Origin of the sequence: Gordonia sp. 852002-50816_SCH5313054-c (assembly GCF_001665925.1) — a bacterium.
GTDB lineage: Bacteria > Actinomycetota > Actinomycetes > Mycobacteriales > Mycobacteriaceae > Gordonia > Gordonia jacobaea.
Genome location: NZ_LZTE01000080.1, coordinates 1 through 20047 on the forward strand (window position 1 = coordinate 1; position 20047 = coordinate 20047).

At 65.1% G+C, this 20047-nt stretch carries 19 protein-coding genes and 1 pseudogene; 9 read left to right on the plus strand and 11 right to left on the minus strand.

Annotation, left to right across the window (positions count from 1 at the left end; all coding sequences use genetic code 11):
* Positions 1 to 111: 111 nt before the first annotated feature.
* Positions 112 to 657 (minus strand): annotated as a pseudogene (locus A5788_RS21280) (HdeD family acid-resistance protein); the annotation flags it as partial.
* A gap of 180 nt (positions 658 to 837) precedes the next feature.
* Between A5788_RS21280 and A5788_RS21285 the strand changes: the two are divergent.
* Both A5788_RS21285 and A5788_RS21290 read left to right on the plus strand, forming a co-directional pair.
* Positions 838 to 1728 carry an acyl-CoA thioesterase domain-containing protein gene (locus A5788_RS21285; RefSeq protein ID WP_231894040.1) on the plus strand — a complete coding sequence of 297 codons (891 nt, stop codon included), beginning with the start codon at positions 838 to 840 and terminating at the stop codon, positions 1726 to 1728.
* 124 nt (positions 1729 to 1852) lie between these two features.
* Positions 1853 to 2899 (plus strand): DUF4185 domain-containing protein, encoded by a 1047-nt coding sequence (locus A5788_RS21290; RefSeq protein ID WP_064867901.1) that lies wholly within the window; start codon positions 1853 to 1855, stop codon positions 2897 to 2899.
* A 110-nt stretch (positions 2900 to 3009) separates the two neighbouring features.
* Here the strand turns inward: A5788_RS21290 and A5788_RS21295 are convergent, their stop codons facing one another.
* The 3 genes from A5788_RS21295 to A5788_RS21305 form a co-directional block, all read right to left on the minus strand.
* On the minus strand, positions 3010 to 3714 hold the full coding sequence (locus A5788_RS21295) for a DUF305 domain-containing protein (protein ID WP_082937790.1): 705 nt from the start codon (positions 3712 to 3714) through the stop codon (positions 3010 to 3012).
* A 70-nt stretch (positions 3715 to 3784) separates the two neighbouring features.
* Positions 3785 to 4213: a hypothetical protein gene (locus A5788_RS21300; protein WP_231894039.1), complete on the minus strand. Its 429-nt coding sequence runs from the start codon at positions 4211 to 4213 to the stop codon at positions 3785 to 3787.
* Between the two features lie 28 nt (positions 4214 to 4241).
* On the minus strand, positions 4242 to 5339 hold the full coding sequence (locus A5788_RS21305) for a phosphatase PAP2 family protein (protein ID WP_064867898.1): 1098 nt from the start codon (positions 5337 to 5339) through the stop codon (positions 4242 to 4244).
* A gap of 287 nt (positions 5340 to 5626) precedes the next feature.
* Here A5788_RS21305 and A5788_RS21310 point away from each other — a divergent pair, with 287 nt between their 5' ends.
* From A5788_RS21310 to A5788_RS21320, 3 genes are all read left to right on the plus strand, one after another.
* Positions 5627 to 5839, plus strand: coding sequence for a hypothetical protein (locus A5788_RS21310; RefSeq protein WP_049700375.1), 213 nt, complete (start codon positions 5627 to 5629; stop codon positions 5837 to 5839).
* A 73-nt stretch (positions 5840 to 5912) separates the two neighbouring features.
* Positions 5913 to 6683 carry a deoxyribonuclease IV gene (locus A5788_RS21315; protein ID WP_064867895.1) on the plus strand — a complete coding sequence of 257 codons (771 nt, stop codon included), beginning with the start codon at positions 5913 to 5915 and terminating at the stop codon, positions 6681 to 6683.
* Between the two features lie 225 nt (positions 6684 to 6908).
* On the plus strand, positions 6909 to 8741 hold the full coding sequence (locus tag A5788_RS21320; RefSeq protein ID WP_064867892.1) for an acyl-CoA dehydrogenase: 1833 nt from the start codon (positions 6909 to 6911) through the stop codon (positions 8739 to 8741).
* Positions 8742 to 8993: 252 nt separating this feature from the next.
* On the opposite strand, the gene A5788_RS21325 is transcribed toward A5788_RS21320, so the two are convergent.
* The 3 genes from A5788_RS21325 to A5788_RS21335 form a co-directional block, all read right to left on the minus strand.
* Complete coding sequence (locus A5788_RS21325) at positions 8994 to 9446, minus strand: hypothetical protein (protein ID WP_231894038.1); 453 nt, start codon at positions 9444 to 9446, stop codon at positions 8994 to 8996.
* A 135-nt stretch (positions 9447 to 9581) separates the two neighbouring features.
* The gene (locus A5788_RS21330; protein ID WP_049700373.1) at positions 9582 to 10358 is read right to left on the minus strand and encodes an SDR family NAD(P)-dependent oxidoreductase; all 777 of its coding nucleotides are present in this window, start codon (positions 10356 to 10358) and stop codon (positions 9582 to 9584) included.
* 78 nt (positions 10359 to 10436) lie between these two features.
* Entirely contained in the window at positions 10437 to 11006 is a 570-nt protein-coding gene (locus A5788_RS21335; protein WP_064866412.1) for a TetR/AcrR family transcriptional regulator, read from the minus strand.
* 105 nt (positions 11007 to 11111) lie between these two features.
* Here A5788_RS21335 and A5788_RS21340 point away from each other — a divergent pair, with 105 nt between their 5' ends.
* A complete protein-coding gene (locus A5788_RS21340; protein WP_064866410.1) occupies positions 11112 to 11588 on the plus strand; it encodes a hypothetical protein in 477 nt (158 codons plus the stop codon).
* A gap of 93 nt (positions 11589 to 11681) precedes the next feature.
* Here A5788_RS21340 and A5788_RS21345 read toward each other — a convergent pair whose 3' ends face one another.
* Both A5788_RS21345 and A5788_RS21350 read right to left on the minus strand, forming a co-directional pair.
* Positions 11682 to 13385, minus strand: a complete 1704-nt coding sequence (locus tag A5788_RS21345; RefSeq protein ID WP_231894037.1) for a VanW family protein — start codon at positions 13383 to 13385, stop codon at positions 11682 to 11684.
* Positions 13386 to 13626: 241 nt separating this feature from the next.
* Positions 13627 to 14922 carry an acetyl-CoA C-acetyltransferase gene (locus tag A5788_RS21350; protein WP_064866406.1) on the minus strand — a complete coding sequence of 432 codons (1296 nt, stop codon included), beginning with the start codon at positions 14920 to 14922 and terminating at the stop codon, positions 13627 to 13629.
* A 161-nt stretch (positions 14923 to 15083) separates the two neighbouring features.
* Between A5788_RS21350 and A5788_RS21355 the strand changes: the two genes are divergently transcribed.
* Together A5788_RS21355 and A5788_RS21360 are read left to right on the plus strand one after the other, a co-directional pair.
* Positions 15084 to 16448, plus strand: coding sequence for a 3-oxoacyl-ACP reductase (locus A5788_RS21355; protein WP_049700470.1), 1365 nt, complete (start codon positions 15084 to 15086; stop codon positions 16446 to 16448).
* Positions 16448 to 17350, plus strand: a complete 903-nt coding sequence (locus A5788_RS21360) for a MaoC family dehydratase (protein WP_064866404.1) — start codon at positions 16448 to 16450, stop codon at positions 17348 to 17350. The genes A5788_RS21355 and A5788_RS21360 overlap by 1 nt, the downstream gene beginning before the upstream one ends.
* A gap of 122 nt (positions 17351 to 17472) precedes the next feature.
* Here A5788_RS21360 and A5788_RS21365 read toward each other — a convergent pair whose 3' ends face one another.
* Together A5788_RS21365 and A5788_RS21370 are read right to left on the minus strand one after the other, a co-directional pair.
* Positions 17473 to 18120 (minus strand): TetR/AcrR family transcriptional regulator, encoded by a 648-nt coding sequence (locus A5788_RS21365; RefSeq protein WP_049700367.1) that lies wholly within the window; start codon positions 18118 to 18120, stop codon positions 17473 to 17475.
* 90 nt (positions 18121 to 18210) lie between these two features.
* Complete coding sequence (locus tag A5788_RS21370; protein ID WP_197494433.1) at positions 18211 to 19416, minus strand: glycoside hydrolase family 3 N-terminal domain-containing protein; 1206 nt, start codon at positions 19414 to 19416, stop codon at positions 18211 to 18213.
* Positions 19417 to 19430: 14 nt separating this feature from the next.
* On the opposite strand from A5788_RS21370, the gene A5788_RS21375 reads away from it, so the two are divergent.
* A complete protein-coding gene (locus tag A5788_RS21375) occupies positions 19431 to 20036 on the plus strand; it encodes a universal stress protein (protein ID WP_064866402.1) in 606 nt (201 codons plus the stop codon).
* Positions 20037 to 20047: the final 11 nt, after the last annotated feature.

A 20047-nucleotide genomic window follows, 5' to 3' on the forward strand; every position in this document is an offset into this window, starting at 1 on the left:
CCCCCCCCCCCCCCCCCCCCCCCCCCCCCCCCCCCCCCCCTTTTTTTTTTCAAGCAGAATACGGCATACGAGATACTGATCGGTCTCGTGGGCTCGGAGATGTGTATAAGTGGGAAGGTTGAACAGCGTGATCACCGAGATCACGATGAGGAAGATTCCCGCGACCCACACCAGCACGCTCAACGCCCACATCGACGAGCCGATCAGCAGCACGAGACCTGCCAGGATCGAGATCACGCCGGTGAGGATGAGGTACCAGGTCGGGGCGTGCGCGGTCTTCGAGAACGCGGTCACCAGGTCGCCGATTCCGTCGAAAAGCCAAGCGAAACCGATGAAGAGCGCGAGGAACCAGACGGCATTCGCCGGGCTGAACAGGGCAATGATGCCCATGACCAGAACCAGAAAGCCAAGTATTCCGGTAAGGATGCGCCAGCCCGTACCGAGGACCTTTGCAGCGAACGCCACATAGATGCGGAAAAGGCCCGCAACGATGAGCGCAATACCGAAGAGAACCGCGAGCACGACCACCGTTGCCGAAGGCCACACAACCGCGATGATGCCGAGCACGATGCCGATGATCGATGTCACGATCATGGCGGTCCGAATAGAGCTGATCAATTCGTCAGGGATCTGTTTTGCATACGGCGCAAAGGTCATGCGGTTACCTTATCCCCGCGGCGGTCGTTGCGACGGGATTCAGACGCAACTGAGTGAAAACGCGTTGCTCGAGGGGGCGGTTCCGTGCACGCGTCTGTGTCCGAGTAAGAGTGATTCGTGGCAAAAACCCGCGCATTTTTCACCCCAAACAGCTCAGCAGCGTCGTCCGACAACGGCGTCGTGACCCCCACCTCGTACGCATTGAGCCTCTGGGCTCCCGGCACGCTCAACGGGCCCGCGGTGTGCGCTCTTGCCGCGCACCGCGTCGAGCAGCAGTTCGGCGAGGACGGTTTTCGACCTGCGCGGTTCACGATCGACATGTTCAAGGTGGCGCGAGAGGTACCGACATTCACCCGTGGCCGAATCGTCCGCGCGGGTCGTCGAATCAGGGTCGCAGAGCTCGACGTAGTGCAGTTTGGGGTCGCGAGCACCGCCGACTCGAATGCCGGCGACTCGAGCGCCGAAGAGGTCGTCGTGGCGCGGGCGACCGCGGTGTTCCTCCGGACGTCTGCGAACCCGCCGGGCACGCGGTGGCGGCGGCCCGACGAAGCCGTCACCTTCCGACCGCCGACCGAGCCCATCGGCGACTCGGATGTCATGTCTCGCTTCTCGTCGGATGTTCCAGAAGCAGGCGTCCCAGAGGCAGATGCCCCTGACGCCGCGGGGGCGTCGAACGGCGCGTGGAACACCGACATGGGCGCGCATCAGAACGGTGGGCGCAAGCGGCTCTGGTCGCATCCGCTGCCCGCAATCGACGGCGAACAAGTGACAGCTTTCGTGAAGGCGGTGACCGCTGGGGAGTCGACGAGTCTTGTCACGAACTGGGGATCGAGCGGTATCGGCTTCATCAACTGCGACCTCACCGTCGAACTTGCTCGTCTCCCACAGGGCGACTGGGTGGGCGTCGAGGCGGACAGCCACATCGAGAGTGACGGCATTTCCATCGGTACCGCCGGACTGTTTGATTCGCACGGAATGTTCGGAATGGGGACTGTCACCGCGGTCAACAATGCCGCCGCGGAGATCGATTTCACCAGCGTCGATCTCACCGATCGATATCGTGAGGCGTAATTGTCTGCTAATCGGAGAGAACCGCTCATTACAACGAGATGTAACCGTTAGGTCTTGATAGGGTCACGCCATGTCACTGGGCTGGAGTGGTCGGAAGGTGCGCGTGGCGGCGCGAAGAAGAGTCATGGCGACCGTCGTCGCAGTCGCTGCGACGACGGTGACCATCGGCACGGTGGTGGCTCCGACAGCACCGGCCGCCACCTACGCCGCGGGCGCAGCGACCACAGTTGCGCGCCTGACCGGACCCGGTTCGATCAACGACACCCCTGGCCGCTACAACATCTACGGCACCGACCTCGGCACGATGTGGGACAACGGCAAGGGCGAGATCCTCGCCGCGTTCGGCGACACCCAGACGTTCAACGGGTGGTCGTTGCTCTACGGACAGCTCTGGTACTGGCAGTCCAACGCACTGCTCCGCAGCACCGACCGCAACCTCTCCGACGGCATGACCTTCACCAGCCACGCCGGTCCCCCGAGACAGGCAAAGCGCCTTCTGAAACCTGATCTGCGCAAGGAGATCACGATCATCCCGACCGCGGGTGTCGCCGCGAACGGCAGGCAGTACATGAGCGTGATGTCGGTCAAGCACTGGGGACAGCCGGGAGTCTGGTACACCAACTGGTCGGGACTCGTCGCGTCGGACGACAACGGCAACAACTGGCGCGCACTGAACGCCTTCCGTCCGAACGGCGGGGGAAACAAGAAGTTCCAGATGACCGCGTTCCTCAAGGTCGGCGATACCGTCTACACCTACGGGACTCCCGACGGTCGCTTCGGCGCGGTGTACGTCGCGCGGGTGAACGCCAAGGACATCGAGAACCTCGGCGCCTACGACTACTTCTCCTACGGGAACTGGGTGCGGGGCAACCCATCTGCGGCAACCCCGGTCATGCCCGCACCGACCGGCGAGATGTCGGTGGCCTACAACAGCTATCTCGGTAAGTTCATCTCGCTCGGCCAAAGCGACAACGGTGTGGTGATGCGGACCGCCGACGACCCGGTTGGCCCGTGGACATCTGGTGAGTTGGTCGTGCCGATGAACAACCCGCTGACCGGATACGCGCCCTTTATCCACCCGTGGTCTCAGGGCAGCACGCTGTACTTCACGTACTCGGTGTCGGTGGGATACCAGGTCTACCTGATGCGGTTGCCGCTGCGGCGGGATTGAGTACGACGGCCGGCGAGCGCACCGCGTGCACCCACCGACCGTCGACTCTCCTCACGGCCGAATCATTCCCGACCCAGTCGCTGACCTACTCGCCGATCCGGCCGTCGAATTCACTGACCGAGCATTGAGCGCATGCGGTCGATCTCGGCTTGCTGCGACGTCGTGATCTGCTCGGCAAGCGCTCGCGACGCAGGGTCGATCCCGTCGGCCAGCTCGGTCTTGGCCATGTCGATAGCACCCTGGTGATGCGCGATCATTCCCTTCAGCCAGAGTGTGTCGAACTCCTGGCCGCGCGCATTCTCCATGGCAGTCATCTCCTGCTCGGACATCATGCCCATGCCCTCGGCACCGTCACCCATATCCATCGAGCCGTGATCCATAGAGCCGTGGTCCATGGAGCCGTGGTCCTGGGCGCTCTGCGATTCGGGAGTTGTCGAGACACCCCACGACCTCAACCGCTCGGTCATCTGGTTGATCTCGGGTTGTTGGGCGTTCTTGATCTGCGTCGCCAACTCGCGAACCGCGGTGTTGTCGGTGCGCGACGGTACGAGATCGGCCATGGCGATGGCCTGCTGATGATGGGGGATCATCATCTGGTTGAACGTCACGTCGGCGGCGTTGTGCGTGGTCGATTCGGCCGACGCACTCTGCGATGACGAGGCGTTTCGGCTAGCGTCCGCACTGGTCGACGACGCTTCACCGGATGCGCTGTCAGACCCGCTCTCGGACGTCGAACAGCCCGCGATCCCGACGACTACGGCGACACCAGCGCAGGCAGCGAGCATGCGGGTACGACGAATTGTGTTGCTGGACATACTGGTTTTCCTTGTCTGTGGTGACCTGCTGGACTCGGCCCCGGTGCAAGCGGGACCTGGCGTCGTCGAATCAGCAGCGAATCACGTTCAGACACAGGTGATCACGGATCGCCCACGGAGGCGGACGGCCGAGCTGGCGAACAGCCGGCATCCATACCGCAGCCATCGCGAGCAGTAGTGCGGCGAACACCAGGATTGCGACCATCGCGGGCTCGATGGTGGGAAAGTCGATGGCGCGCAGCGACAGACAGTGATGCCCGAGGACGGCGCAATGATCGCCGGACGACATGCCCGCGTCGGCACCAGCCGACTGCATCATCTGCATCTCGGCGTGCGCGGGAGGCATCGCGCGGGACTCGGCATGGGTCGGGCCGAGGAGGCCGTGCATCACGACGACGGCAAACACGAGGAGCCCCGCGAAGCCAATACGTGCGGGCCTCGCCGCCAAGCGCTGTACGAAACGCCGGCCACCACTCACCCGTCTACGCGATGCGGCCACGGCGACCAGAATACCGGCGCGTGACCGCTCAGGCGGCCGCGCCACTTTCCTGCTCGGCGCTCTCCTGCTCGGCGCGGCGTCGTTGACGCGGGAGGATGAATCGGCGGTCGATCAGCGTGTAGACGGCGATCACGAACGCGGCCAGTGCCCATCCGAGCAATACGTCGAAGACGTAGTGCTCCGCGGTGTAGACGAGCGTGAACGCCATCGCGAACGCGTACCCCATGAACAGCGTTTTGCCCAGAGCTTTCACCCGTGGCCACATGAACAGGGCAAGCAGCATCGTCAGACCCGCGTGCAGGGACGGGATCGCCGCGACGAGGTTGGCTTTGCCCTGCCCCACCTCGATCAGGTTCGACGCCACGTGGATATTGAGGTACTCCCAGCCGCGCGCCGAAATGCGCTCGACGTAGGGTTGCGCGCCCGGATGCTGCGGGTCGGTCGGACCGAGGATGCCGCCCGGCGTCGTCGCCTCGGGCGTCGTCATGCACTCGGCGTCGCGCGGACCGTCGACAACCTGCTCAGCGGTACACCGTGCAGCGGCCCACGGCGGCGCTGCGGGCACAAGCGTGTAGCCGACAAGGCCGAGGAACGTCGCTGCCACGAAGCACGCCGCGAAACGACGCCACGACGAACGGTCGCGCAACCACAGCACAGCGGCGACGGCGTACGGCACCACGAAGTACGACATGTAGACGACGCTGGTGACGATCTCCCACCACGGCGCCGACGCTTCTTTCAGGTGGCCCTGCAGCCAGACGGTCGGCACCACGCCGAACATCGCATGATCGACGTCGGCGGCGAGGTGCCAGTGCGTCGGCATGTCGACGATCCGCGCGACGTCCCGCGTCCAGTCGTAGAGAATCAGAATGAGCGCGAACGGCGCCCAGTCGATGAGCACGGTGATCGCGCGACGGCGGCCGATACTCGCGGCGAACAGCCCGAGACACAGCAGCACAATCAGGCGCGTGCGGTCGAAGGCGAGGCCGTACACGGAGAATTCGTAGGCCATGAACGCAACCCACGCCACGATGGCGATGCGTCTGACCATGGTCAGGTCGCGCCGCTTCTCCGGCTCGGCTTCGAGTTCCGCAGCGTCGGCGACGTCGTCGAGAACAGGCGCCATCGTTGCCGGCTCGTCCGAATCGTCGTCGCCTGCGCCTCGCCTCGGAGGCCGTACCGCGTCTTCTACGCTCAAGCGGACAATCCTGATTCCATCGGTCGAATGAGATGCTGACGCGTCGCATTCGACAAACACGATGGAACGACGTCCATCCTTAACTGTTTGTCAGCCTAGTGAACACCGGGCGGTTACGGGGTGTTTGCCACCCGTTGATGGCGCATCCACAGCAAAGACTTCCTAGACTGGTGATGCGCATCACAGCGATGTGGCAGTAGGCGCCGGGAGGTTTCATGCCCAATCGTTTTCTCCGCTACGGCGATCAGCGCTACCTGATCACCAAAGAGGCGGAGGCCCGACTCAACCGCGCGCTGGACAAGGTCTACGAGCACGGCTCGGGTCACGAGTGGCTACACCTCTACCGCGACACCGAGGCGCCGTGTCGGCTGTTGATCGCCAGCGGCGTTCCGATCACCATCGAAACCGAGCCGGGACTCGGCGACTGAGCACACGCACGACTGAGCACGCGCCAGGCTGCCCGCGAAAGTCACCAGCGAGCGGTTCACTATCGTTGGCGTCATGCGCATCGGAGCCCACCTGCGTGAAGACGCCGCACCACTCGAGACCGCAGAAGAACTCGGTATCGACGTCTTCCAGATGTTCGTCACCGACCCGCAGAGCTGGAAGAAGCCGCAGCCACATCCGGAGGCCCAGCAGATCCGTGAGTCGCCCATCGACGTCGTCGTCCATTCGAGCTATCAGATCAACGTCGCGAGTCTGAACAACCGACTCCGGATGCCGTCCCGCAAGGCGGTCGAACAGCAAGCCGACGCCGCTGCCGAGCTGGGGGCCTTCGGCCTCGTCGTACATGGCGGCCACCTTCGCGATGGCGAAGACGCCGCAGAGGGATTTGCCAACTGGCGCAAGCTTTTCGACCGCCAGCAGGACAAGGGCGGCTTCGGTGTTCCGATCCTCATCGAGAACACCGCGGGCGGCGATCACGCCATGGCCAGAACCCTCGAGGCCATCGACCGGCTATGGGACGCGGTCGGCGATTTCGAGCAGGCCGGATTCTGTCTCGATACCTGCCACGCGTGGGCAGGCGGCGAAGACCTCGTCGGCCTGGTCGAGCGCGTGCGTGCCATCACCGGCCGTATCGACCTGGTTCACCTGAACAACTCGCGCGACGAGTTCGACTCGGGCCGCGACCGCCACGCCAATCTGGAGTCGGGTCACATCGATCCCGACGTCCTCGTCGAAGTCGCCCGCATCGCCGACGCGCCGCTGATTCTCGAAACACCCGCGGAAGGCATACCCGCCGACCTGTCCTACCTGCGCGAAGGTCTCTGACCGACCTGCGTCGAGACTTCTTACCGCACTGCTTGCAATTGCGAGCACGCTCACATGCGCTGAGGTTGTGAGTGTGTTGCGCCTCGCGGTAAACTGGGGTTACTGGCGAGTAACTTGGTGTCCGCGTCAACGTCCAGACCATGCGCTTTCCCGACGCTCACCTCGACACGCCCGACGATCGTCAGCCCGCGGCTTATATGCCAGGTCTAGTAGAAGGAACCAGCAATGGGTCATTACAAGAGCAATATGCGCGACCTGCAGTTCAACCTCTTCGACGTGTTCGAACTCGACAAGGTCCTCGAGTCCGGAGAGTTCGGCGATCTCGATCACGAGACCGCCGTCGACATGCTCCGTGAGGTGAAGAACCTGTCGGAGGGCGTCATCGCCGACTCGTTCGCGGAGGGCGACCGCAATCCCCCGACCTTCGACCCGGAGACGCACAGCGTCACGATCCCCGAGGCGTTCAAGAAGTCGTACAACGCTTACATCGAGGCCGGCTGGGACAAGGTGGGTCTGCACGAGGACCTCGGCGGCATGCCCGCTCCGCGTTCGCTGTACTGGGCGCTCGGCGAGATGGTGCTCGGCGCCAACCCCGCTCTGTTCATGTACTCCGCGGGCGCAGGCTTCTCGGAGATCTTCTACAACAACGGCACCGATGAGCAGAAGAAGTGGGCCGAGATCTGCGCCGAGCGCGGCTGGGGCGCCACCATGGTGCTGACCGAGCCCGACGCCGGATCGGATGTCGGCGCAGGCCGCACCAAGGCAACGGAGCAGGAAGACGGCACCTGGCACATCGACGGTGTGAAGCGCTTCATCACCTCGGGCGATCAGGACATGACCGAGAACCTCTTCCACCTGGTACTCGCTCGCCCCGAGGGCGCGGGTCCCGGCACCAAGGGTCTCTCGCTGTTCTTCGTTCCGAAGTTCCACTTCGACCACGAGACCGGTGAGCTCGGAGAGCGTAACGGCGCCTTCGTCACCAACGTCGAGCACAAGATGGGCCTGAAGGTCTCGGCCACCTGTGAGGTCACCTTCGGTCAGCACGGCGTTCCGGCCAAGGGCTGGCTCGTCGGCGAGGTCCACAAGGGCATTGCGCAGATGTTCGACGTCATCGAGCACGCTCGAATGATGGTGGGCACCAAGGCGATCTCGACCCTGTCGACCGGTTACCTCAACGCACTCGACTACGCCAAGGAGCGTGTCCAGGGTGCTGACATGACCCAGATGACCGACAAGACCGCTCCGCGCGTGACCATCACGCATCACCCGGACGTGCGTCGTGCGCTGATGACCCAGAAGGCCTACGCAGAGGGCCTGCGCGCCGTGTACCTGTACACCGCGTCGCACCAGGACGAGGCTGCTGCCCAGATCGTCTCCGGCGCCGATGCCGCCATGGCTCACCGCGTCAACGACCTGCTCCTGCCGATCGTCAAGGGCGTCGGCTCCGAGCGTGCCTACGGCACGCTGACCGAGTCGCTGCAGACCTACGGCGGCTCCGGCTTCCTGCAGGACTACCCGGTCGAGCAGTACATCCGTGACTCGAAGATCGACTCGCTCTACGAGGGCACCACGGCCATCCAGGCGCAGGACTTCTTCTTCCGCAAGATCATTCGCGACAAGGGCCAGGCGCTCGCACACGTCGCGGGCCAGATCCAGACGTTCATCGACTCGGAGGCCGGCAACGGTCGCCTCAAGACCGAGCGTGCGCTGCTGAAGACCGCACTCGAGGACGTGCAGTCGATGACCGCAACGCTGACCGGCTACCTCATGGGTGCGCAGGAAGACGCGACGCAGCTCTACAAGGTCGGCCTCGGCTCGGTGCGCTACCTCATGGCCGTCGGCGATCTGCTCATCGGCTGGCTGCTGCTCAAGCAGGCCGAGGTTGCGCTGACCAAGCTCGACGAGGGTGCCGCCGATGGCGACAAGGCGTTCTACGACGGCAAGGTCGCGGTTGCGAGCTTCTTCGCCAAGAACATGCTGCCGCTGCTGACCTCGGTCCGCGGCGTCGTCGAGAACATCGACAACGACGTGATGGAGCTCGACGAAGCGGCTTTCTGATCCGCTGATCGACAAGCGTCACAAACCAATACTGCGGCCCCGCAACCGGATTCGGTTGCGGGGCCGCAGTATTTGTCCTGGGGCTTGTCCGTGCCGGTCGCCTAGCACCGCTGCGGACAGGGCCTGAATGTGTGTTGAATCGAAGGATGTGGGTGCTGCAGCACCCACTTTTATCGATTGGACACACATTCTCCAGATCCGAGTAGCAACCGCCAACCGGCAACGCCGCGGATCGATCCGTCCGCGTGGAGTTCAGCCGGCCTCACCGAGTCGTCGAATCAGACCGTTGTTGCCCGCGCGCATCATGTGAGAGTGGTTGAGCGCCAACAGCGGACGACACGCTGCCAGTAGCCAGGCGGGGGTCTTCTTGCGGAGCAACACTTCCTGAGTGAAGTCCGCGGTGGTGACGTCGTCTGTCTGCGACACACACCACTGACTCCAGCCGACGAGATCACCGGCAAGGGTCGCGCGGAGGATTCCGCGTCGGGGGTCGCGAACTTCTTCGACCGCACTGACGTACAGCGACATCGGGAGAAGCGAACGCAGTCTCGCAGTGCCCGACCGTTCGTCGACGCGGTGGACGTCGTGAACCTGCGGCCACCACGTCGGGTAGGCATCGGCGTCGGCCAACGCGTCGAAGACGGCGGTTCGGGCGAAGGGCAGACGCCAGCGACTCGTCATCCGGAAGAAGCGCGGATCGCCCACGGGTCCAGTGTGATCCGCGCACACCACATCGGCCAGGGCTGACACCAGCTCGAGACGCGAGAACTCCCACCGCCAACTCGTGCGGTGGGAGTTCTCGCCCTGTGAGAGTGGTCCGGGGTGACCCGACGCCGTCTACTACTTCGGTGGCATCCGGATGCCGCCGTCGACGCGGACGACCTCGGCGTTCATGTAGGAGTTGCTGACCAATTCGATGACCATCGAGGCGAGCTCGTCCGGCTCACCGAGCCGCTTCGGGAACAGGACGTTCTTGCCGAGGTTGGCCTTGAATGCCTCGGAGTCGGGGCCCGAGCCGTAGATCGGGGTGTCGATCAGGCCGGGAGCCACGGTGTTGACGCGGATGCCGACAGCAGACAGGTCGCGTGCGACCGGGAGCGTCATGCCCACGACGCCACCCTTCGACGACGAGTAGGCGGCCTGACCGATCTGGCCGTCGAATGCCGCGACACTGGCCATGGAGACGATGGCGCCGCGCTCACCGGTCTCGGTGGGCTCGAGGCGGCTCATCGCGGTGGCCGCGAGACGAATGGCGTCGAAGGTGCCGATCAGGTTGATCGCGATGACCTTCTTGTATGCGTCGAGGTTGTGCGCCGACGCGAATTCGCCGTCCTTGCCGACGGTGCGCTGCGCCCAGCCGATGCCAGCCGAGTTGACCAGCACGCGGAGCGGGCCGAGCTCGCTCGCCTGGTTGACAGCGGTTTCGATCTCGGCGGTGTCGGTGACGTCGACCGAGACGAACTCGCCGCCCACTTCCTTGGCCAGCAGCCCACCCTTGTCGGCGTTGAGGTCGGCGACGACGACCTTCGCGCCCTTGGCAGCCAACTGGCGAACCACTGCGGCGCCGATGCCCGACGCCCCACCCGTCACGATTGCACTTGCTCCGTTGATATCCACGTCGACAGCCTACGACGTACTGTGTCGCGGATAACAGTGGGGCCGAGCGATCGCTCGGGAGCGCGGATCGTCAGAGGTTCACGGCGCCCGATCGGTGAACATCGCGACGAGACGGTCGCGTCGCTGTGAGACCAGCGCGGGATCGAGGCGGTGCTGACGCGCGAGCGTGCACATGCCGTGCAGGGATGACCACAGCAATTCGGCGTCGACACCGACGTCTGGGTCATCCTGGCCCAGCGCGCGCAGGAACGGCGCGAACGCATCACGCATGACCTCCGGGGTGTCGTCGGCAGCGAACGTGACCCCGACAGGTAACGCGAACATCGCCTCGTAGGTGGCCGGATGCTTATCGGCGAAGGCAACGTAGCAGTCCACCAGCGCCGCGACGGGCTCGTCGGCGTTGCTGAGCGCAGCGTCAGCGGCGCGCGCAAACTCTGAAAATCCCTGCAGCGCAACGGCAGTCACGATCCCATCGCGACCGTCGGGAAAGTGCTGATACAGGACGGGCGGGGTGTATTCGATCTCGTCGGCGAGCCGCCGCGTCGTGACCGCTGCCCATCCCTCGCGTTCGGCGAGCGTCCGCGCTGCGTCGATCACCTTCTCGTGCCGAGCCGCCCGCTCACGTGCACGCCGTTCCTGAGCACCCATGGCTTCAATTTATCATCGTCATCCTAAACTGCCATTGATATGTAGATCTATCGCTGTTACATTCATGACAGGTCGCCGGAATCAGCACCCCATCAGGAGCAGGTCATGAGTTCAGCAATCATCCAGATCGTCGCCGGGATCTCGATCCTCACCAACGCGATCATCTACGGCATCGACGTCTTCGGTGGCGTCATCATGAAGTCGGTTCTTGCCGAGCTCGACGATGCGACGATGACGTCCGTCGCAGGTTGGGGCCACTACTTCGGCGACCGACGGCTGCCCGTCGCCGGCATCACCGGCCTGATGAGTGCTGTTGTCGCATCAGTGATTTCACTGACCACTGCTCACTACGCCGCCGCAGCCGCAACGCTCGTCGCCACCATCGCATTGGTGCTGTGGCTGGGCCTCTACGCAACTGCGGCGAAGCCGATCAACACCCTGCAGAAGGCGGCCGCACTGGGTGGAACCCTGCCCGACGACGCTCGCGAACTCCAAACCCGTTGGGATTCCCTGCTTCCGGCGCGCATCTCACTGCAAACGACAGCACTCGTCGCGCTCGTGGTCGCCGTCGCCCTGGCGTGAAATACCTGGCGCGAGATACCCAGTCGACGCTCCCGAGCGCACAGTCGGCAGTCTCGAGCGCACAGTCGGCAGTCTCGAGCGCACGGTCGACGGTCAGACGCAGCGGACGATCGGCTCGGGGTCGTACTTCACGGTGCGGGTGTGCCTGCTGATCTCGGCGCCCGTGGCGGCGTCGGAGATGACCCGCGTGTTCGACGTCGTGAAGCCGCGAATCCCGTTGTCGGCCAAGCAGTCGTCGCCGCGCGGCAACTCGACGACCGAGGGTGAGGTGTAGGCGTAGCGGTCGCCGGTGATCGACTCGACGTCGACCGACTTGGTGCTCCACATGCGTACGGTCACACCCGAGGCCGTCCAGCCGGTCTCGATCAGGATTCCGTGGCGGGTGTTGTTTCGGAAGACGAGGTCGATCGCGCCTTCGAAGACCGTCGCCTCACGCGCCTCCGGATAACGCGAGATGTAGTAGCTGTGCTCGGTGTGGTCGACGTCTTCGAGGCCCGCGAAGTACGACGCGTTGTACAGCGTCGTCGCGAACTGCGAAATCCCACCGCCGACCGCCTTCGACGGCCTGCCGTGATCGATGATCGTCGACGTCACGTAGCCCTGCGCCTCACCCCGAGGACCGGTGTAGGAGTTCAGCGAGAACGTCTCGCCCGGCAGCACCACGGCACCGTCGACCTGTTCGGCCACCAGCCTGATGTTCTCGCCGGACGCCGACGAGAAGCCGCCCGTGGTGAACTCCGAGACCACTTCCTTCACACCGAGACTCTTGGCCTTGTCGGTCGTCACCTTCGGTGTGCGCACCTGGTAGGTGGCGCTCACCGTGTCGGGCCGATCGTCGGCCAGCGCGGCGTCGACGATGGTCTGTGTCGTCTTTCGCCAGTCGATCCGTGCGCCGTCGCGGGCGGGCACGACCTGCGGGCTGCCGCCGCTCAACCGGAACGTCGCGCTGACGGGTGCTCGCTCGGTACGGCCCAGATCTGCGCCCACACGTTTCGACACCGCCTTCTCGTCGGCGCGGACCACGAGTCCACCGCGACCGTCGGCCACAAAGCGCAGCACCGCGCCCAGATCGTCGGGGCTCAACCGCGTCCGCGCCCCGTCGGTTCCCGTGACGGCCAGCGACGCCGACGTCGCGCGGGTGGCCGGGCCGTCGACCGTTCGACGCACCGTGTCGGCCGACACCGTCGGCGAGAACGGCTCCATCGGGAGATCGATCGGACCGGTGTCGTCGAGCCAGTGGTCGGCCAACTCGTCGGCAGCGCGCTCACGTACGACGCGGAGACCCTTGCTCGGCATCTCCGCGACCGGAGTGGCACCGCGGTAACGAACACCACCCTCGACGGCGGCCTTCTCCAGATCGGCCTTGCGTGCATCGAGCGTCGCGCTCAAGCGCGCCCGATCGACGTTGACGACCGGTTCGACGTCGCGTGTGCGTCCGAACAACGACGCCACGCGGTCGAAGAGGCTGCGCGGTTGCCGCATCAGACGCTCGGCGGTCGCATCGGCGTCGAAGGTGAGTCCGAGTTCGTGCGGCGCCACCACCGCGGTTCCCGATGGGGTCCTGACGGTGACGGGCTGCGCGGCTCGCTTCTGCAATTGCGTGAGCGACGGGGTCAGTTGCGTGCGTGAGAGGTTGCCGACGTCGAGACCCGCTGTGGTCGCGCCGCGCGCCGAATGTGAGTTCGTGACGACCAGATCGACGGCCAAAACCAGCGATGTGAGAAGCACCACACCCGTGATCAGCCGCGCCCCCATACGTCGTCGACGTGCGGAGGCGGGGAACACTTTGTCAGTCATACAGGACATTTCAGACGCGGGCGAGGTGGGCTCCGCTGACTCCATCAGGTCTCACTCTGCAGATGAGAGCATCTGACCTGGGAAAAGCAGGCGCTCCGGATGAGCTGTCGGGTCGGGGGTCTGACAGCTCAACCGGAGCTAACACGTATATCTACCCTGCATTCCGATTCGTTACATCTCGGTTGGAAAACCTTTGACGAATCTGACGCGAGGGGAGACTCGATCGATCCGGGGGAAGAACTCAGCCCTCGATGATCGCGGTGACGCCCTGGCCGCCCGCGGCGCAGATCGAGATGAGTGCACGACCGCCACCGTTGGCCTTGATCTGCTTGGCGGCCTGGGCCACGATCCGACCACCGGTCGCCGCGAACGGATGGCCCGCGGCCAGCGAGGAGCCGTTGACGTTGAGCTTGCTGCGGTCGATCGAGCCGAGCGCGGAGTCGAGTCCGAGGCGCTCCTTGCAGTACTCCTCGCTCTCGAACGCCTGCAGCGTCGCGAGCACGACCGACGCGAACGCCTCGTGGATCTCGTAGAAGTCGAAGTCCTGCAGCGTCAGGCCGTTGCGCTTGAGCAGACGCGGGATCGCGTAGGTGGGAGCCATGAGCAGTCCGTCGGGACCGTTGACGTAGTCGACGGCTGCGGTCTCGGAGTCGACGAAGTAGGCCAGCACCGGCAGGCCCTTCTCCTGTGCCCACTCGTCGGACGACAGCAGCACGGTCGACGCACCGTCGGTGAGCGGCGTCGAGTTACCCGCGGTCATCGTGGCGTCGCCCAGCGAGACACCGAAGACCGGCTTGAGCTTGGCGAGCTTCTCGACGGTCGAGTCGCCGCGCAGGTTCTGGTCGCGGATCAGGCCCTGGTACGGGGTGATGAGGTCGTCGAAGAAGCCGGCGTCGTACGCGGCTGCCATCTTCTGGTGGCTCGCCGCGGCCAGTTCGTCCTGGTCGGCGCGCTTGATGCCGAATTCCTTGGCGGTGATGGCCGCGTGCTCGCCCATCGACATGCCGGTGCGCGGCTCGCCGTTCTTGGGGATCTCGATACCCAGATTGGGCAGCGCCTTCAGGATCCCGAGCACCTGGTCCTTGGGCGACCGCGCACGGTTGACCTCGAGCAGCGACAGACGAAGGTCCTCGGAGACACCGATCGGGGCGTCGGACGTGGTGTCGACGCCGCCACCGACGGCGACGTCGTAACGTCCGCGCGCGATGCCGTCCGCGACAGCGGTGATCGCCTGCAGACCGGTGCCGCACGCCTGCTGGATGTCGAAGGCGGGGGTGTACGGCGAGAGCGGCGAGCCGAGCACGCATTCGCGGATGAGATTGAAATCACGAGAGTGCTTGAGGACCGCACCGCCCGCGACCATGCCGAGGCGCTCACCCTGGAGGTTGAAGCGGCCGACCAGGCCATCGAGGGCCGCGGTGAACATGTCTTGGTTGCCGACCTTGGCGTATGCCTTGTCCTGACGCGCGAACGGAATGCGGTTGCCGCCGAGGATCGCGACCGGACGCTCGTCGCGAGTCTTGGGTGTGTAAGCCACTTGGATCTCCCAGGGATGAGGGTTGACACTTATAGCGTATTCTTACTCCAGAGTAAGTTAGTTGTCGAACTGCTTCGGACCCCGGGTCCGTCGACTACCCGACAACCGACTCATCGATTCACCTGCACATGAGCCGCACATCACGATCAGAGGAGATTCACGTGGCTTCCAACGGAACCGCCGGTCTGTATTCGAGTTTTGTCCATTCCGGCCCCGGATCGTTCATCGCCAAGCAGGCAGGACTCCCGGTGCCCCCGACCCTGCGTCGGTACAAGCCGTCGGAGCCGCCGCTTCCGGGCCCGGTGCTGCTCGGCGGCAACGGCCGACTCGTCGAGCCGATCCGCGAGATCCTCTCCACTCCTGACTACACCCTGATCCACAACGCGACCACGGGTCGCAGCGCCGACAAGTACGGTGGCCTGGTCTTCGACGCGACGGGCATCAAGAAAGCAGCCGACCTCAGCGCGCTGTACGAATTCTTTCAGCCGGTCATGCGCTCGACGGCGGCCTGCGCGCGATTCGTCGTGCTCGGCACCACGCCCGAGCTGATCGACGACCCCGACGAGCATGTCGCCCAGCGCGCGCTCGAGGGCTTCACACGCTCGCTCGGCAAGGAGCTGCTGAAGGGTTCGACCGTTCAGCTCGTCTACGTCTCCCCCGACGCCAAGACCGGTGTCACGGGACTCGAATCGACGCTGCGCTTCGTGCTCTCGGCCAAGTCGGCGTTCGTCGACGCCCAGGTGATCCGCGTCGACGCCGACGATTCGGTCGCACCGTCGAACTGGGACAAGCCGCTCGACGGCAAGGTCGCGGTTGTCACCGGTGCCGCGCGCGGTATCGGCGCGACCATCGCCGAGGTGCTGGCGCGCGATGGCGCCCACGTCATCTGCGCCGACATCCCCGCCGCGGGTGAAGCACTCGCCGAGACCGCGAACAAGGTCAACGGAACGGCATTCCCGCTCGACGTGAGCGCCCCCGATGCGGGCAGCAAGCTCGCCGAGCACGCACTCGAGCGTCACGGCGGCATCGACATCATCGTCAACAACGCCGGAATCACCCGCGACAAGCTGCTCGCCAACATGGATGAGGGCCGCTGGAACTCGGTGATCTCGGTCAATCTCGTTGCGCCGCAGTCACTTGTCAACGCGCTCGTCGAGAAGGACGCGCTGCGCTCGGGCGGTGCGGTCGTCGACGTCAGCTCCATCGCGGGCATCGCGGGCAACCGCGGCCAGACCAACTACGGCGCGTCGAAGGCTGGTGTCATCGGCCTCGTCGACGCGTACTCGCCGATTCTCAAGAAGAAGGGCATTACCATCAACGCGGTGGCGCCGGGCTTCATCGAGACCAAGATGACCGCGGCGATTCCGCTCGCAACCCGCGAGGCCGGACGACTGATGAGCTCGCTGCAGCAGGGTGGCCAGACCGTCGACGTCGCGGAGACCGTCGCCTACTTCGCCAACCCGGCGAGCAATGCCATCACCGGCAACGTGGTTCGCGTCTGCGGCCAGGGATTCCTGGGGGCCTGATGAGCAAGACGATCACACTCGACGGCCCGCCGAGCACGCTCGACGTGTACTCGAAGGCTGTTACCGCGATGCTCCCGGTGATCGGCAAGTCGGGACCGGTGCGTCCCGATACCCCGCTACCGGACAGGCGGTATCGCCTCGAGAACGTGCGTGTCGACCCGGATCGACTGCAGGCGTACACCCTCGCGACAGGCCAGCAGTTCGGTCCGGTGCTGCCGATCACGTACCCGTTCGTGCTGCAGTTCCCCCTCGCGATGAAGATCATGACCGACGGCGACTTCCCTTTCGGCGCAGTCGGTTCGGTGCATCTGGAGAACACCGTCGAGCGGTTCCGTCCGATCGGCGTCGACGAGCCGCTGACCATCGAGACGCATGCGGAGAATCTGCGCGAACACCGCAAGGGCATTCTCGTCGACATGGTGTCGGAGTTCAGCGTCGGCACCGAGCCGGTCACGCGCCAGGTGGCGACGTTCCTCTCGCAGCAGCGCACCAGCCTGTCCGACGAACCTCGCGGCCCCGCGCCGCGTGAGCAGGCTCCACCACCGCCGAACGCGATCCTGTCGGTTGATCTCGGCCGCATTCGCGAGTACGCCGCGGCGTCGGGCGACCGCAATCCGATCCACATGAGCGATCTGAGCGCCAAGGCGTTTGGTTTCCCCAAGGCCATCGCGCACGGAATGTGGAGTGCCGCAGCGGCAATCGCCAACGTCGAGCCACAACTGCCCGACCACGTCACCTACGCCGTCAAGTGGGGCAAGCCGATCCTGCTTCCGGCGAAGGTCAACCTCTATGTTCGACGCATCGACGGGGTCGGCGGGAAATCGTCCGGCAACTTCGACATCGCGATTCTCAACCGGCGCAAGGGATATCCGTACCTGACCGCCACCACGCGAGGCGCCTGAGCCGCGCCCACCTGACACGACGCCGCCGCCCGCACTCTACGAAGTGCGGGCGGCGGTGTTGTTTTCTATGCGTATCGGCTCTATGTGTATCGGCGCCTGGAAACAGCGTGCGCGCGTGGCGGTCAGGCCTGCGCGCCGGAGTCCTCCGCGTCGACGCTCCCGCCGGCCACGGTGCCGCGCCCGACGCCCTTCAGGCCGCGCCAGGTGATGCCGACGAGAAGGTCGGTGGCCGTATCGATGTCGACGTCGCCCTCCGAAATGCGGTCGGCGACGGCCTCACCCGCACCGACAAGTGCCACCGCGGTGAGTTCGAAATCGATGTCACTCGCGCCCTCGACAGTTGTCCCGCGGCGGATCAGTTCGGCGACCATGTCGGTGACACGATCGCGACTGTCCCGCACGATCTGCGCGAAGTTGGCCGTGCCGATGGCGACGCGGTAGAGCACCTTCCACGACTGGCGGTGCTGGTCGACGTACCCCAGAAACTCACGGACCACCGTGCGGGCCTGATCACGCTGTCGCAGGGTGGGATCGAAGCCGATCGCCATCGCGTCGATGAATCTTCCGGACTCACGCGCGATGCACGCACTGAAGAGTTCGTCCTTGGAGCCGTAGTACAGGTAGAGCATCGGCTTGCTGATTTGCGCTTCTGCCGCAATCGAGTCCATCGAGGTCTCGCGGAACCCGTTCTCCGAGAACACCTTCACCGCGGCGTCGAGCATCTGTTGCTCGCGAACCGCGCGTGGGAGACGCTTGGTTCCGCCTGCCATCACTCATCTCCTCTTTGCGGCACTGCACATGTTGGGTTACCCACTAATTTTACCAGTGAGTAAGTTTGCGCGGCGGAACAACCGCCACTCTCAGCAGCGCAGCACGCCCTTCGCGCGCAGGATTCGCACGACGGACCGGTCGACGCGAGCCTGCGTGAGCGTGCCGGCGGTCACCGCGCTCTGCATCGAGTCGAGCACCGACGAAACGCGGTCGGTGGTGATCCACAGCGCGATGTCGCCACCGGCCTTGATGGACATCAGCGCGGCCTGCTCGATCGGATAGCGCTGGCTGATGGCGGCCATACCCGACAGGTCGTCGGAGAACACGACTCCGTTGAACGCAGGACCCCCGTAGGGCTTGCCCGTTCGCAGCATGGTCATCGCACGGGGACTGATACTCGCGGGCGTCTCGGGTCCGGTGAGTCCCGGCACGATCAGGTGCCCGACCATCACACCCGCGTTGCCGGGGTTGCGCAGAAGCGTCTTGTAAGGCACGAGGTCGCTGGTGATCAGCGACGACAGCGGCGGTGTGCGCACCACCCCGGTGTGCGAGTCGCCCGAGCCGTGGCCGTGGCCGGGGAAGTGCTTGTAGACCGGCATGATGCCCGCGTCCTCGAGTCCCGCGGCGAAGGCGCCCGCGTACTGGGTGACGACCTGGGGGTCGTTGCTGAACGAACGATCGCCGATCACCTCGTCGGCGCTCTCGTCGCTCACATCGGCGTCGGGCGCGAAGTCGACGGTGATACCGAGCCGCTTGAGCTGACCGCCGATCGACGCCGCAAGGGTGCGCACCTGGGCCGGCGTCTTGGTCTGAGCCAGCTCGCGCGCCGACGGACTGTCGATGCCGAGCGACGACAGCCGCGACACGCGGCCGCCCTCCTGGTCGACGGTCACCATCAGCGGGAATGGCTGCGAGCGCGAGAGCCGGGCGGCTGCACCGCTGGTCAGGATCGACTTGTCGGTCCAGCTTCCGACGAAGATGCCGCCGATGTGCTCACGTTGCACCACCTGCGTGGCCTCGGCAGTTCCCGTGACGCCGACGACGATGAGCTGAGCGAGCTTCTGTCGCAACGGCATTCGCGAAAGCTCCGGCGCCCCACACGCGTTGGGCGCCACGGCAGGCGACACCGCGGATGACGAGGCGACGCTCTGCGAAGAGGGAGTCGAGGCGTACGCCGACGTCACCGACGATCCACCACCGGACGAGCCGGTCTGGCATGCCGTCAGCGTTGCAGCGACAGCGAGCACCACACCAGCCGTCCGGACACCTGTGAAACGTCGTCGATCAAGGCGCATGTACCGAGTCTGGCATGTACGATTCCCCCATGGCTGCGGGGTCGTCACCCTCCCCCACCGGCCCACATGGCCCCGGTGGCGCTGACCAGCGCGAAAAGACCCAGCACGAGAACTCCCGCACCGGCCAGACTCTTCTGATCGCATACGACGGATCGCCCAATGCCGATCGCGCCATCCGATACGCAGCACGTTTCCTCCAGGCACGCGTCGCGCACGTCGTGACCGCGTGGGAACCCGGGGCCATGAGCGCTCCCCGGGTCTCGTCGCTGGCGGCCGGGATGCAGCCGTACCTGGACACAAGGGCAGAAATCGAAGTCGACGAGGCACTCGAGCGGGAGGCAACCGAGACCAATGCGCGCGGCGTCGCACTCGCGACCGAGTGGGGCCTGGATGCCACGGGAACGCTGGTCGAAGCGGATTCGACGGTCTGGTCGGCACTCATCGCGGCAGCGGATTCGTTAAATGCCGACCTGCTGGTGACGGGGACTCGCGGCGCCACCGGTTTCAAGGCTCTTCTTCGATCGTCCGTGGCGGAACGCGTCCTCAAGCACTGTCACCGTCCGGTCTTCATCGTCCCCGCCAAGTGCGAGTCGGAGCCACGCCCGGAGATCACCGTCTGAAGTCGACCGGC

What these genes read in the sequence shown, in the direction of transcription:
- A5788_RS21290 (WP_064867901.1), top strand. Translation starts at nt 1,853, where the DNA reads ATGGCGACCGTCGTCGCAGTCGCTGCGACGACGGTGACCATCGGCACG.
- A5788_RS21295 (WP_082937790.1), bottom strand. Translation starts at nt 3,714, where the DNA reads ATGTCCAGCAACACAATTCGTCGTACCCGCATGCTCGCTGCCTGCGCT.
- A5788_RS21305 (WP_064867898.1), bottom strand. Translation starts at nt 5,339, where the DNA reads ATGGCGCCTGTTCTCGACGACGTCGCCGACGCTGCGGAACTCGAAGCC.
- A5788_RS21310 (WP_049700375.1), top strand. Translation starts at nt 5,627, where the DNA reads ATGCCCAATCGTTTTCTCCGCTACGGCGATCAGCGCTACCTGATCACC.
- A5788_RS21315 (WP_064867895.1), top strand. Translation starts at nt 5,913, where the DNA reads ATGCGCATCGGAGCCCACCTGCGTGAAGACGCCGCACCACTCGAGACC.
- A5788_RS21320 (WP_064867892.1), top strand. Translation starts at nt 6,909, where the DNA reads ATGGGTCATTACAAGAGCAATATGCGCGACCTGCAGTTCAACCTCTTC.
- A5788_RS21335 (WP_064866412.1), bottom strand. Translation starts at nt 11,006, where the DNA reads ATGGGTGCTCAGGAACGGCGTGCACGTGAGCGGGCGGCTCGGCACGAG.
- A5788_RS21340 (WP_064866410.1), top strand. Translation starts at nt 11,112, where the DNA reads ATGAGTTCAGCAATCATCCAGATCGTCGCCGGGATCTCGATCCTCACC.
- A5788_RS21345 (WP_231894037.1), bottom strand. Translation starts at nt 13,385, where the DNA reads ATGACTGACAAAGTGTTCCCCGCCTCCGCACGTCGACGACGTATGGGG.
- A5788_RS21360 (WP_064866404.1), top strand. Translation starts at nt 16,448, where the DNA reads ATGAGCAAGACGATCACACTCGACGGCCCGCCGAGCACGCTCGACGTG.
- A5788_RS21365 (WP_049700367.1), bottom strand. Translation starts at nt 18,120, where the DNA reads ATGGCAGGCGGAACCAAGCGTCTCCCACGCGCGGTTCGCGAGCAACAG.
- A5788_RS21370 (WP_197494433.1), bottom strand. Translation starts at nt 19,416, where the DNA reads ATGCGCCTTGATCGACGACGTTTCACAGGTGTCCGGACGGCTGGTGTG.
- A5788_RS21375 (WP_064866402.1), top strand. Translation starts at nt 19,431, where the DNA reads ATGTACGATTCCCCCATGGCTGCGGGGTCGTCACCCTCCCCCACCGGC.